The 12,007-nt window shown below is 70.8% G+C and carries 13 protein-coding genes; 4 read left to right on the top strand and 9 right to left on the bottom strand.

Annotated elements, in window-relative coordinates; translation table 11 throughout:
* Positions 1-73 precede the first annotated feature (73 nt).
* Positions 74-2,638, bottom strand: coding sequence for an ABC transporter permease (locus tag OG707_RS02825; RefSeq protein ID WP_329113950.1), 2,565 nt, complete (start codon positions 2,636-2,638; stop codon positions 74-76).
* Positions 2,639-2,645: 7 nt separating this feature from the next.
* Positions 2,646-3,428, bottom strand: coding sequence for an ABC transporter ATP-binding protein (locus tag OG707_RS02820; protein WP_329113948.1), 783 nt, complete (start codon positions 3,426-3,428; stop codon positions 2,646-2,648).
* A 142-nt stretch (positions 3,429-3,570) separates the two neighbouring features.
* Here OG707_RS02820 and OG707_RS02815 point away from each other — a divergent pair, with 142 nt between their 5' ends.
* Complete coding sequence (locus OG707_RS02815) at positions 3,571-3,804, top strand: antitoxin (RefSeq protein WP_329113946.1); 234 nt, start codon at positions 3,571-3,573, stop codon at positions 3,802-3,804.
* Positions 3,801-4,172, top strand: coding sequence for a fic family toxin-antitoxin system, toxin component (locus OG707_RS02810; RefSeq protein WP_329113944.1), 372 nt, complete (start codon positions 3,801-3,803; stop codon positions 4,170-4,172). Before OG707_RS02815 ends, OG707_RS02810 begins: the two co-directional genes overlap by 4 nt.
* A 3-nt stretch (positions 4,173-4,175) precedes the next feature.
* Here OG707_RS02810 and OG707_RS02805 read toward each other — a convergent pair whose 3' ends face one another.
* The 4 genes from OG707_RS02805 to bioB form a co-directional block, all read right to left on the bottom strand.
* On the bottom strand, positions 4,176-4,856 hold the full coding sequence (locus tag OG707_RS02805; RefSeq protein WP_329113943.1) for a class I SAM-dependent methyltransferase: 681 nt from the start codon (positions 4,854-4,856) through the stop codon (positions 4,176-4,178).
* 81 nt (positions 4,857-4,937) lie between these two features.
* Positions 4,938-5,627, bottom strand: a complete 690-nt coding sequence (bioD, locus tag OG707_RS02800; protein WP_329113941.1) for a dethiobiotin synthase — start codon at positions 5,625-5,627, stop codon at positions 4,938-4,940.
* Position 5,628: 1 nt separating this feature from the next.
* Positions 5,629-6,891, bottom strand: a complete 1,263-nt coding sequence (locus tag OG707_RS02795; protein WP_329113939.1) for an adenosylmethionine--8-amino-7-oxononanoate transaminase — start codon at positions 6,889-6,891, stop codon at positions 5,629-5,631.
* Positions 6,884-7,945, bottom strand: coding sequence for a biotin synthase BioB (bioB, locus tag OG707_RS02790; protein WP_329113937.1), 1,062 nt, complete (start codon positions 7,943-7,945; stop codon positions 6,884-6,886). Before bioB ends, OG707_RS02795 begins: the two co-directional genes overlap by 8 nt.
* Before the next feature lie 141 nt (positions 7,946-8,086).
* Here bioB and OG707_RS02785 point away from each other — a divergent pair, with 141 nt between their 5' ends.
* A complete protein-coding gene (locus tag OG707_RS02785) occupies positions 8,087-9,247 on the top strand; it encodes an 8-amino-7-oxononanoate synthase (protein WP_329113934.1) in 1,161 nt (386 codons plus the stop codon).
* 3 nt (positions 9,248-9,250) lie between these two features.
* Here OG707_RS02785 and OG707_RS02780 read toward each other — a convergent pair whose 3' ends face one another.
* Both OG707_RS02780 and OG707_RS02775 read right to left on the bottom strand, forming a co-directional pair.
* Positions 9,251-9,493 (bottom strand): DUF397 domain-containing protein, encoded by a 243-nt coding sequence (locus OG707_RS02780; protein ID WP_329113932.1) that lies wholly within the window; start codon positions 9,491-9,493, stop codon positions 9,251-9,253.
* An 11-nt stretch (positions 9,494-9,504) separates the two neighbouring features.
* Positions 9,505-10,371 (bottom strand): helix-turn-helix domain-containing protein, encoded by an 867-nt coding sequence (locus tag OG707_RS02775; protein ID WP_329127588.1) that lies wholly within the window; start codon positions 10,369-10,371, stop codon positions 9,505-9,507.
* A gap of 233 nt (positions 10,372-10,604) precedes the next feature.
* Here OG707_RS02775 and OG707_RS02770 point away from each other — a divergent pair, with 233 nt between their 5' ends.
* Positions 10,605-11,036, top strand: coding sequence for an ATP-binding protein (locus tag OG707_RS02770; RefSeq protein ID WP_329113930.1), 432 nt, complete (start codon positions 10,605-10,607; stop codon positions 11,034-11,036).
* On the opposite strand, the gene OG707_RS02765 is transcribed toward OG707_RS02770, so the two are convergent.
* Positions 11,033-11,938 (bottom strand): LysR family transcriptional regulator, encoded by a 906-nt coding sequence (locus OG707_RS02765; RefSeq protein WP_329113928.1) that lies wholly within the window; start codon positions 11,936-11,938, stop codon positions 11,033-11,035. The two genes, OG707_RS02770 and OG707_RS02765, sit on opposite strands and share 4 nt — an antisense overlap.
* Between the last annotated feature and the right edge of the window lie 69 nt (positions 11,939-12,007).

Below are 12,007 nucleotides of genomic sequence, written 5' to 3'. Positions count from 1 at the left end.
GGGGGGCGCCCCAGACGATCAGTTTCGGCGACCGCCGTCGTCCGCGCATCCCGGGTGTGTGCCAGGTCGCCCGCTACTCGTGGGCGATGGCCGTCAGCACGTTCATCCGCGAGGCCCGCAGCGCCGGCAGGATCGCCGCCGCCAGACCCACGACCACCGAGCCCACCACGACCGCGATCACCGTCGACCAGGGCACCGCGAACGCCTTCAGATCCTGCAGCGCGAGCACCTGCTGCATCGCCACACCCCACACCATGCCCAGCACGAGCCCGAGCAGGGCGCCGAAGACGGCGATCACCACGGACTCCAGGCGGATCATCCGCCGCAGCTGCACCCGCGAGAGCCCGATCGCCCGCAGCAGCCCGATCTCCCGGGTGCGCTCCACGACCGACAGGGCAAGGGTGTTGACGACGCCGAGCACCGCGATGACGATCGCGAGGCCGAGGAGTGCATAGACGAGGTAGAGCAGTACGGCGATCTGGTCGGTGACGATCTTCTTGTAGTCGGCCTGGTTGTTGACCTTCACCTGCGGATACGGGGCGAGGGCCCGCTCCAGCGCCGTACGGAGCGTCTGCTGGTCGGTGCCGCTCGACGCGTTGACGTACACGACCGCGTCCTGGCCGTCGGGAAGGTACTTCTCCGCCGTCGCCATCCCCATGATCATGCCCGCGCCCATGCCGGCGCCGCCGGTGGACGGCATGTTCGTGAGCGCGGACAGCGTCAGGGACGCGGTGGCGCCGCCGGGGAAGGCGACCTCGACGGGGGAGCCGAGCTTCAGCCCGTGGTCGTGGGCGTAGTCGCGGTCCATCGCCACATGGCCGGGCGCCAGCGCCTGGGCGGTCGAGCCGTCCGCGTAGGTGAGGTGGGCGACGTCGTCCAGCTGCGGGTCGTAGCCCGAGGCCGTCGAGTCGATGTGCCGGCCGTCGGGCAGCCGCAGCTGGAGGGGGACGAACCGCTGCCGTACGACGGTGCCCACCCCGTCCACGTCGCGGATCTTCCCGGTGATCTCCTGGGGGAACGGCATGAAGTTGCTGTTCTGCACGATGTAGTCGGCGCCCAGGACCCGGTCGATCTGCTCGTCGAAGGACTTGGTCATGGAGGCGCTCGCCACCGACATGCCGACCACCAGGGCGAGGCCCACCATCAGCGCCGACGCGGTCGCGCCGGTGCGCCGGGGATTGCGCAGCGCGTTGCGCTGGCTCATCCGGCCGACGGAGCCGAAGATCCGGGGAAACGCGCCGCCCAGGACACGGATCACAGGACGTACGAGCAGCGGTCCCGCCACCACGGTGGCGATCAGTGTGAGGACCACGCCGAGCCCCAGCAGGGACGACGCGGTCGAGGTCTTCGTACTCGCAGCGCAGCCTGCGAGCGCCGCCGCTCCGGCCACCGCGAGGACGGAGCCCACCACGGCGCGCACCTTCAACGGCCGCCCCACGCCCGCCACTTCGGCGTCCGAGAGCGCCGCCATCGGCGACACCTGCGCGGCCCGTCTGGCCGGCAGATACGCGGCCACGAAGGTGACCCCGACGCCCACCAGGTACGAGGCCACGGGGGTGGGCCAGCTGATCACGATCTCGGCGGCCTTCAGGTTCATCCCGAAGGTGCCCATCAGCGCGATGAGCCCGTACGCGAGACCGATCCCCGCGGCCAGCCCCAGCGTGGAACCGATCGCGCCGAGCAGCAGCGCCTCGATCCGCACCGAGCGCTGCACCTGGCGGCGGTCGGCACCCAGCGCCCGCAGCAGGCCCAGTTCGCGGGTGCGCTGGGCGATGAGCATGGAGAACGTGTTGACGATCAGGAAGATGCCGACGAGTACGGCGATACCGGCGAACCCGAGCATCACGTACTTGATCACGTCGAGGAAAGAGCCCAGGTCGGCGGCCGAGTCCTTCGCCTGCTCGGCGGCGGTCTTCAGCTCGTACCCGCTTCCGACCACGGCGGCGACCCGCTGCTTGAGCACCGCGTCGTCGACGCCCTGGGCGGCCTCGACGGAAACCGCGGTCGCCGCGTCCGCCTTGCCGAGCAGCTTCGTCTGGGCGGTCGGGGTGTCCAGGAAGACCAGCGCCGCACCGGGGTTGGTGGTCGTGAACGTGGCGATGCCGACGACCTGGACCTTGAAGGATCCTGGCTGGGCGAGAACCGTCAGCGAGTCGCCGATCCGCACCTTCTTCTTGTCGGCCGTGTCCTTGTCCAGGAGCGCCTCGCCCGCGCCGTGCGGTTCGTGCCCGCTGGTCAGCTTCACCGGACTGCGGTCGGTGACGTACCAGTTGGTGGCGATCGTCGGTGCGCCGCTCGTCGGCCCGACGTTCTTGTTGTTGTGGTCGACGATGGTGATGTTCTCCACCGAGATGTCGACCCAGGACCTGGAGACGCCGTCGACCTCTCCGATCCGGTCGGCCAGCGCGGCGGGAACCGTGCGCGTGATGCCGGAGGGGATCTGCTCGTCGACGTCCTTCTTCGGCTGGACCTGGACGTCCGCCGAGGTGGAGGCGAAGAGCCGGTCGAAGGTGCGGCTCACCGTGTCGGAGAAGATCAGGCTCCCCGCGACGAAGGCCACGGACAGGATGATGGCCATCGCGGACAGCAGCATGCGGCCCTTGTGCGCGAAGAAGCTTCGCAGTGTCGCCTTCAGCACGGCGGCCTCAGCTCTTGCGGAGGGAGTCGAAGCGTTTCATCCGCTCCAGGACCAGGTCGGCGGTGGGTTCCGCCATTTCGTCGACGATCCGCCCGTCGGCCAGGAACAGCACCAGGTCGGAGTGGGCTGCGGCCCCCGGGTCGTGGGTCACCATCACGACGGTCTGCTCCAGTTGGTCCACCGCGTCGCGGAGGAAGGAGAGCACTTCGGCGCCCGCGCGGGAGTCGAGGTTGCCGGTCGGTTCGTCGGCGAAGATCAGCTCCGGCCGGGAGGCGAGCGCCCGCGCGCAGGCCACGCGCTGCTGCTGGCCGCCGGAGAGCTGGGTGGGGCGGTGCTTGAGGCGGTCGCGCAGGCCGAGCGTGTCGATCACCTGATCCAGCCACTTCTGGTCCGGCTTGCGGCCCGCGATGTCCATCGGCAGCGTGATGTTCTCCGCCGCGGTGAGCGTCGGCAGCAGGTTGAAGGACTGGAACATGAAGCCGATACGGTCCCTGCGCAGCCGGGTCAGCTCCCGCTCCCGCAGCCCGGTGATCTCCGTCTCGTCCAGCCAGACCTGCCCGGCGGAGACGGTGTCGAGCCCGGCGAGACAGTGCATCAGCGTGGACTTGCCCGACCCCGAAGGCCCCATGACGGCCGTGAAGCGGCCGCGCGCGATGTCCACGTCGACCGAGTCGAGGGCCAGGACGGTGGTTTCGCCGCTGCCGTACGCCTTGGTGAGCCCCCGGGCGCGGGCCGCCACCGGGACCCCTGACACGAGGCCGTACGAGCGTGCAGTTGAAGGTGTGGACAAGGCCGCCTCCCCGTTTGTGGCCGTCCCGAAGAACCCAACTCCCGTGCAAACGTTGAGAGTAGAGGGTGGGGCGCCGCCTTCGGTATCCCCCGGAGGTCTGGTCCTCTTGCGGGTGCTAGCACCCTGGCGCTAGCTTGGTGGGGTGGCCAAGACTCAGCTGAACGTACGCGTGGACGAGTCCACCGCGGAAGCCGCACGGCGGCGCGCCCTTCAGCGCGGCATGAGCGTGAACCGCTACATCGAAGAGCTGGTGAAGCAGGACGCGGGCGAGGTGGGGCGCACCTTCGTCGACGCCGCGGCCGACTTCATGAAGCAGTACGCCTCGGTGTTCGCCGAGGAGTTCGACGCCGAGCAGCAGCGCAAAGGCCACCGTTGAACCTCGAGATCGACCTCGCCTGGCTGCTGATGGTCGCCGAGCACAAGACACCCGGCGACCCGCAGGTCACGGACTGGGGCGCGCTGGTCGCCGCAGTGGCCCGGCACGAGGCGGAGATATTCGGCATCCCGGTCTACAGCGACCCGCCCGCACGGGCCGCCGCGTTACTCCAACTCCTGCTCCACGTACCGGCGTTGGAGCACTCCAACGCCATGTTCGCCTCGGCCGTCGCGTACGGCTATCTCGTCGCCTGCGGACTGAAGGTCGTCACCTCGCCCGAGCAGGTCAGGGATCTGGCCCGCCTCGTCAAGCAGGACAAGGCCGATGTACGGACCATCGCCGACGAGCTGCGCCAGTGGAGCCTGTGACCGTCATTCCCCGGCGAGCTCCGGCCGGCGCGCCACGCCCAGCACGCAGGGCGACGACGGGAACTGCAGCCCCTTCTCCGGCACGGTGAGCCGCCGGTAGGTGCCCAGCTCGAAGCCCGCCGCCTCGATCGCGGCCAGGGTGTCCCGCGAGGTGTGACAGCCGCCGAAGAGCAACGGCCACACGGTACGGTCCACGACCCGCTGAGCCCTGGCCATGCCGCGCCCGGGCGCCAACCCGTGCTCGAAGAACCGCAGTTCACCGCCGGGCCGCAGTACCCGCCTGATCTCGGCGAGGGCGCGCGGCAGATCTCGTACGGTGCACAGCACCAGCGACGCCACAGCCGCGTCGAACGCCTCGCTCTTCACGGGCAGCGCCTCGGCCGCCCCCGGCACCACGTCCACCGGCACCTCGGCGCGCATCGCGCTCTCCACCGCCATCTGCCGCAGGGTGCGCTCCGGTTCGATCGCGACGACCTCGGAGACGGCGGAGGGATAGTGGGCGAAATTGAGCCCGTTGCCGGCGCCGATCTCGATGACCCGCCCGGAGAGCCCGTCGAGCAGCTCGGCGCGGTGGGCGGCGATCCCGCCCTTGAGGTCGGCGGTGACACTCATACGGGCATAGAAGCGCGCGAAGAGCGGATGGTGCACGGCGTCGCGGGGAACCTTGGCGGAGCGCAGGGGCATCACGAACCTCCTCCGGTGAACCGGTCCGCCTTCGCCGGGCGGCTGCTGTGATTGTCCCCCCGCGCGGGCCGCATCACCCCTTCACCGCACCCAGATGCCGCCCAGGCCCGGCGCCAGCCAACTTGCCGCGCGGGCGCGGAAGTCCATGGGTGCGAGCGATCCCGCTCCCTCCGGGGCCGCGCCCACCAGCGACGCCCCGGTCGCCCCGGGGAAGTCCTCCAGGTTGCAGCGCGCCGCCAGGTCCGGGGCCGTCGGCCAGCTGCCGATCACCGCCCCCGCGCACTCCAGGCCCCGTACCGTCAGCGCCTCCACCGTCAGGGCCGTCGCGTTCAGCGTTCCCAGGCCGGCCTGGGCCACCACCAGGACCGGTACGGACAGCAGACGCGCCGCGTCCGCGAGCGTCCCGCCCTCCTCGTCGAACCGTACGAGCAGGCCGCCCGCCCCCTCCACCAGCACCAGGTCGTGCTCGGCGGCCAGCTTCTCCGCCGCCTCCGCCACGTCGCCGGGCCGCACCGGCACCATGCCCGCGCGGCGCGCTGCCGTCGCGGGCGCCAACGGCTCGGGGAAACGGGCCAGTTCGACGGCGGTCACCGCACCCGCCAGCCGCTCCACCTCCTGCGCATCGCCGCGCTCGCCGGGCGCGAGCCCGGTCTGGGCGGGCTTGAGCACCGCCACCGACCGGCCCTGCGCGGTCGCCGCGGCCGCCACCGCGGCGGTGACCACGGTCTTGCCGATCTCGGTGCCTGTACCCGTCACCACAAGAATCGTCATCTCAGGCCTCCTGTGCGACCGCGCGCACGGCACGGCAGATCTGTGCGAGGTCGGCGTCCCCGGTGACGTACGGCGGCATCGTGTAGACGAGGTCGCGGAACGGACGCAGCCACACGCCCTCCCGCACCGCCGCCCGGGTGGCCGCCGCCATGTCCACCGCGTGGTCCAGCTGTACGACGCCGATCGCGCCCAGCACCCGTACGTCCCGCACACCAGGCAGCCCGGCGGCATCGGCCAGCCCGGCGCGCAGCCCGGACTCCAGCCGCTTGACCTCCTGGCGCCAGTCCTGGGCGAGCAGCAGCTCGACCGAGGCCAGCGCGACCGCGGACGCCAGGGGATTGCCCATGAACGTCGGACCGTGGGCCAGCACGGGGACCTCACCCTGGGCGATCCCCGCCGCCACCCGCTCCGTGCAGAGCGTCGCCGCCATCGTGAGATAACCGCCGGTCAGCGCCTTGCCCACGCACATCACATCGGGCGACACGCCCGCGTGGTCCGCCGCGAAGAGCTCGCCGGTCCGGCCGAAGCCGGTGGCGATCTCGTCGAAGACCAGCAGGACGTCGTTGGCGTCGCACGCCTCCCGCAGCACCCGCAGATACGCGGGGGAGTGGAACCGCATCCCGCCCGCACCCTGCACGACCGGCTCCACGATCACCGCGGCCAGTTCGTGCGCATGGGCCGCGATGGTCTCCCGCAGCTGCTCGGCGTACGCCTCCTCGAACTCCGCCGGTGGCGCGTCCGCGAACACCTGGCGCGGCAGCACCCCCGACCACAGCTCGTGCATCCCGCCCTCGGGGTCGCACACGGACATCGGCTGCCAGGTGTCCCCGTGGTAGCCGCCGCGCCACGTCATCAGCCGCTGTTTCGCCGGCCGGCCGACGGAACGCCAGTACTGGAGGCACATCTTGACCGCGACCTCGACCGACACCGAACCGGAGTCGGCGAGGAACACGTGCTGCAGCGGCTCGGGCGTGATCTCCACCAGCTTGGCGGCGAGCCGTACGGCGGGCTCGTGCGTGAGCCCGCCGAACATCACATGGCTCATCCGCTCCAGCTGGCCGTGGGCCGCCGCGTTGAGCACCGGGTGGTTGTAGCCGTGGATCGCCGACCACCAGGACGACATGCCGTCGACGAGGTCACCGACCCCCGCCACCCGCAGCCGTACCCCCGAGGCGGACTCCACGAGCAGTGGCTCCTGGCGTCCGGGCATCGGTCCGTACGGATGCCAGACATGGCGGCGGTCCAGTTCGAGCAGTTCACGCATTGGGTGCGAGATCCGTCCCCGCGCCCCGGCGGCGCACCGACACAAGTCCGTCGCGGTGGTCGGGCAGCGTCGTCTCCTCCGCGCCCTCCACCACAAAACCGGCGTCCGCGATCATGTCCAGGTCGGCCTTGCCCGCCTGGCCCTCGCTGGTCAGGTAGTCGCCCAGGAAGATGGAGTTGACCAGGTTGAGGGCGAGCGGCTGCATCGAGCGCAGATGCACCTCGCGCCCGCCCGCCAGCCGTACCTCCGCGTCCGGGCAGACGAAGCGGACCATCGCCAGGATGCGCAGGCACCGCTGCGGGGTGAGGTTCCACTCCTCCGCGAGGGGCGTGCCCTCGAAGGGGATCAGGAAGTTGACCGGCACCGAGTCGGGGTCGAGACCGCGCAGCGCGAAGACCACGTCGACGAGGTCGGCGTCGCTCTCGCCCATGCCCGCGATCAGCCCGGAGCAGGCCGAGAGGCCCGCAGACTGGGCGTGCTGGACGGTCTCCACACGGTCGGAGAACTCGTGCGTGGTGCAGATGTCCCCGTACGTCGCCTCGGAAGTGTTGAGGTTGTGGTTGTACGCATCCGCGCCCGCAGCCCGCAGCCGCTCGGCCTGCCCGTCCTTCAACAGCCCCAGACAGGCGCAGACTTCGACGTCCGCGTTGTCGCCCTTGATGGCCTCGATGGTCTCCGAGACCCGGTCGATGTCACGGTCGGTCGGCCCGCGCCCGCTCGCCACCAGACAGACCCGCTTGGCACCGCCCGCGACACCGGCGGCGGCCGCCTGAGAGGCCTCGTCCGGTTTCAGCCAGGTGTACTTGAGGATCTCGGCCTTGGAGCCGAGCCGCTGGGAGCAGTACGAGCAGTCCTCGGGGCAGAGCCCCGACTTCAGATTGACGAGATAGTTGAGCTTCACCCGCCGCCCGAACCACTGACGGCGCACCTTGCCCGCAGCGGCCACGACATCGAGCAGTTCGTCGTCGGATGTCGCCAGTACGGCGAGCGCTTCTTCGCGGGTCGGCAGCTCGCGCCGAAGCCCCTTGTCCACCAGCGTGCTCAACAGGTCCATGGGCCTGATCCTGGCGTACGGCACCATGCGCCGCCAAGGAGGATTTGAACAAGAGACCCTGTTCAGGGTGTGTGTATTGCCACACCCTGACCTCGGGCGGCCGCCGCTAGGGTCTGTGGACTGCCTACAAAAGGAACGGCCATGCCTGGTGAGTCTTCCGACGCGTTCTCAGGGTTCGACTGGATCGACGCAGCGGCCCGGGGGCGCGAGGCGGCCGGTCTCGTACGCACCCTGCGCCCGCGCCCCGCGGTGTCGGACCTGCTCGATCTGGCGAGCAACGACTATCTGGGGCTCACCCGCCGCCCGGAACTGACCGGTGCGGCCGCCGAGGCCGCCCGCCGCTGGGGCGCGGGGGCCACCGGCTCGCGTCTCGTCACCGGCACGACCGAGCTGCACACGGAACTCGAGCGCGAACTGGCCGAGTTCTGCGGCTTCGAGGCCGCCCTGGTCTTCTCCTCCGGTTACGCCGCCAACCTGGCCGCGCTCACGGCGCTCACCGCCCGCGACGGACTGATCGTCTCCGACGCGGGCAACCACGCCTCGATCGTCGACGGTTGCCGGCTCTCGCGCGCCGAGACGGCCGTCGTCCCGCACGCCGATCCCGAGGCCGTACGCAAGACGCTCCAGGCGCACGGTGGCCGCGCGCTCGCCGTCACCGACTCGGTCTTCTCCGTCGACGGCGACGCCGCGCCACTGCCCGAACTGGCGGCCGTATGCCGGGAGGTCGATGCCGCACTGCTCGTCGACGACGCACACGGTCTGGGCGTTCTCGGCGCGGGCGGCCGGGGCGCGGTCCACGCGGCGGGCCTGGCGGGCGACGCGGACGTGGTCGCCACCGTCACCCTCTCCAAGTCGCTGGGCAGTCAGGGCGGCGCGGTCCTCGGACCGGCCCGGGTCATCGACCATCTCGTCAACGCCGCCCGCACGTTCATCTTCGACACGGGCCTCGCCCCGGCCGCGGCCGGGGCGGCCCTGGCAGGGCTGCGGCTGCTGCGCGCCGAACCCGCCCTCGCGGTGCGTGTCCGTACGGTGGCGAGCTCGCTGCACCAGGGGCTGACGGCCGCCGGTCTGACCGCGCTGCGGCCGCAGGCTGCCGTCGTCTCCGTGCAGGCGCCGTCCGCGGACTCCGCGGTGCGGTGGGCCGCCGACTGCCGGAGTGCGGGTCTGGCCGTCGGGTGTTTCCGTCCGCCGTCGGTGCCGGACGGCATCTCGCGGCTGAGGCTCACCGCACGCGCCGACCTGACGGATCGTCAGATCGGCGCGGCGGTGGACACGATCATCGCGACCGCGCCGGTCGCGTAGCCGTCAACCCAGGCTGCCGGGCGCCTCGTTGCGCACGGCGGCGAGGAAGGTGGTCCACGTTCCGGGCGTGAAGAGCAGCGCGGGGAACGAGACATTCTTGGAATCGCGTACGGCCAGCCGGCCGCAGCCGAGCCGTGCCGCCTCGAGACAGTTGTTCATTCCTGTGCTGCGGCTGCTGCGCCGCCATTGCGCGCCGTACAGAGAAGTGGAAGTGCTGGAAGAGGTGTTCGCATGATGCGCGGACATGATGCCTCCCCTTACACGCCGTCACCGATCCCGGCGATGAGCTCCAATGAGTGTTGTGGCGGAAGAGCGAGCGCCTGAATGGTGCGGAACGCGGCGCTGTACGCCTCAAGGTCTTCTTTCCGCTCGAGGTAGAGGCTACTCGTCAAATGGTCGAGAACAACCACATCCAGATCAGCAATGTTCGGAAAGGAGAAGATAATGAAAGGACCGGTCATTCCGACGTAGCCGCCGATGGCGAAGGGCAGTACCTGCAGCCGTACATGCGGCAGTTGAGCGGTCTCCGTCAGATGGCGCAGCTGTTCCGCCATCACCCCGCGGCCGCCGACCGGCCGGCGCAGCACGGCCTCGTCGATGACGGCGCTGAGATCGAGCGGGCACTCCGTCCTGAGCACCTCCTGGCGGGCCACCCGTACGTCCACCAGTGAGTCGACCGTGTCCTTCGGCAGTTCCGGCAGCTGCTGCAGCGAGGCGCGGGTGACGGCCCGTGCGTACTCGGGTGTCTGCAACAGCCCGGGCACCGCAACGGTTTCCAGGGTCCGCGCGGTGTGCGCCTGCGACTCCAGGCTGATGAAATCGCGGTACTGCGGCGGCAACAGACCGCGGTACGCGTGCCACCAGTGGGGCCCCTCGCTGCCGCCCGCGCCCGACAGCGCGGTGAACAGCGCCCGTTGCCCCGGATCGTGCACCCCGTACGCGTCGAGGAGCAGCGCCACGTCGGCGCTCTTCACCCCGCTGCTGCCCGTCTCGATCCGGCTGATCTTCGACTGGTGCCAGCCGACGAGTTGTGCTGCCTGACTGCTGGTGAATCCGGCCCGCAGCCGCAGATTCCGCAATTCCTCCCCCAGCTTGCGGCGTCGCACCGCAGGACCGTTGCCCATGGGCTTCTCCTCACACTTCTGCCACGCGGCGATGGGCCAGTCTGCCGCCCAAATACGGTCTCTCGTAGCAGAGTTCATCACTTCGGGCGACAGATATATGCACATCTTGGTGGATCGCCGCCGATGGCGGCACGATGAGTGGCACTCTGGCGCGAAGCACAGTCCGAGGCCGTCCTCGAAGGACATCCGCAATTCGTCGGAGCCGGCCCCGGTGGGAAAGGGACAGCGTCGCCATGGCAGACCACCAGGAAGCATCCGTCACTCTGCCGAGCGAGCCGGGCTCGGTATCCTCCGCGCGTCGCTATGTCGCCAATGTGCTGGCCGAATGGGGACTCCCGACCGAAGCCGAGATCTCCGACACGGTCCGGCTGATCGTCTCGGAACTGGCGACCAACGCCGTACAGCACACCTTCGGGCAGTCGCCCACCTTCACGGTCGACGTCCAGCTCGACCGCGACGAGCAACTGCGCATCGGCGTCACCGACAGTCACCCGAGATGGCCCCAGCGGCTGCCGGCCGCCGTCCAGCAGGACAACGGCCGCGGCATGGTGATCATCCGCTGGCTGACCGCGGAGTGCGGCGGGCGGCTGACCGTCACCCCCACCCCCGAAGGCGGAAAGACGGTCTGGATCGCGTTGCCGTGGACGGCGGCGGTCGGCGGCTAGCCCCGCCCGAACCCTCCCCGCAGCAGGGCCCGGAGCGTGTCGGCGGCCGGGCTCTCCTCGCCCGTCCGGTACGCGACCGAGATCGTACGGCGGTACGCGGCGGGCTCCAGCTGACGCACCCCCAGCGGCGTCGCCGACATCGCCGCGACCATCTCCGGCACCACCGCCACCCCGATCCCCGCACTGACCAGCGCGCACACCAGGGCGTACCCCGGCGTCTCGCACACCACGGCGGGCGTCGCCCCCGCCGCGGCCAGCGCCGACTCCACGCCCTGGCGGGGCGGATGCGCGGGCGCACTGCTGATCAGCGGCTGCCCGGCGAGATCGGCCACCGGCAGCCGCCCCGCCCCACCGGCCAGTACATGACCCGGCGCGGTCACCAGCACCAGCTCCTCCACCAGCAGCGTCTCCAGCGCCACCCCCGAGGGCGGCGGCGCGGAAGCGGCGGGGTCGTACGCATGGGTCAGCGCCAGGTCCGCGTCGCCCGCGGCCACCGCACTCACGCCCTGAGGCGGCTCGTAGTCGGCGAGGGTCAGCTCCACGTCCGGATGGGCGCGGCGGAAGGAGCTCAGCACGGGCGGCAGCAGATGGATGCCCGCGGTGGTGAAGGTGCCCACTTTCAGCCGGCCGCCGGAGAGCCCGGCCAGCCGGGACAGCTCGTGGCGGGCCCGGTCCATCTCGTCGAGCACCGTACGGGCCCGCGCGGCCAGCAGCTCACCGGCCGCCGTCAGCTTGGCGCCGCGATGGTGTCGTACGAGCAGAGTGGCGCCCGACTCCCGCTCCAGCTTGGCGAGTTGCTGCGAGAGCGCGGGCGCGGTGTAACCGAGGCGCGCGGCGGCCCGGGTGATCGAACCGGCCTCGGCGACGGCCACGAGCGCGGCGAGCCGCGTCGGGTCGTACATAAGCGTTCCTTTAGGCAGACCCAGAAGATTGCAAGTACACGTTAAGGCCTCGCACGGTCCAGGCTGTAC

The organism is Streptomyces sp. NBC_01465 (assembly GCF_036227325.1).
Classification (GTDB): domain Bacteria; phylum Actinomycetota; class Actinomycetes; order Streptomycetales; family Streptomycetaceae; genus Streptomyces.
This window is presented reverse-complemented; position numbering and strand designations above follow the sequence as displayed.

Excerpts from the sequence above, each read along its gene's own strand:
- bioB (WP_329113937.1), bottom strand. The coding sequence starts at position 7,945 with ATGGACCTGTTGAGCACGCTGGTGGACAAGGGGCTTCGGCGCGAGCTG.
- OG707_RS02805 (WP_329113943.1), bottom strand. The coding sequence starts at position 4,856 with ATGCCCCTGCGCTCCGCCAAGGTTCCCCGCGACGCCGTGCACCATCCG.
- OG707_RS02795 (WP_329113939.1), bottom strand. The coding sequence starts at position 6,891 with ATGCGTGAACTGCTCGAACTGGACCGCCGCCATGTCTGGCATCCGTAC.
- OG707_RS02770 (WP_329113930.1), top strand. The coding sequence starts at position 10,605 with ATGGCAGACCACCAGGAAGCATCCGTCACTCTGCCGAGCGAGCCGGGC.
- bioD (WP_329113941.1), bottom strand. The coding sequence starts at position 5,627 with ATGACGATTCTTGTGGTGACGGGTACAGGCACCGAGATCGGCAAGACC.
- OG707_RS02775 (WP_329127588.1), bottom strand. The coding sequence starts at position 10,371 with ATGGGCAACGGTCCTGCGGTGCGACGCCGCAAGCTGGGGGAGGAATTG.
- OG707_RS02785 (WP_329113934.1), top strand. The coding sequence starts at position 8,087 with ATGCCTGGTGAGTCTTCCGACGCGTTCTCAGGGTTCGACTGGATCGAC.
- OG707_RS02780 (WP_329113932.1), bottom strand. The coding sequence starts at position 9,493 with ATGTCCGCGCATCATGCGAACACCTCTTCCAGCACTTCCACTTCTCTG.
- OG707_RS02765 (WP_329113928.1), bottom strand. The coding sequence starts at position 11,938 with ATGTACGACCCGACGCGGCTCGCCGCGCTCGTGGCCGTCGCCGAGGCC.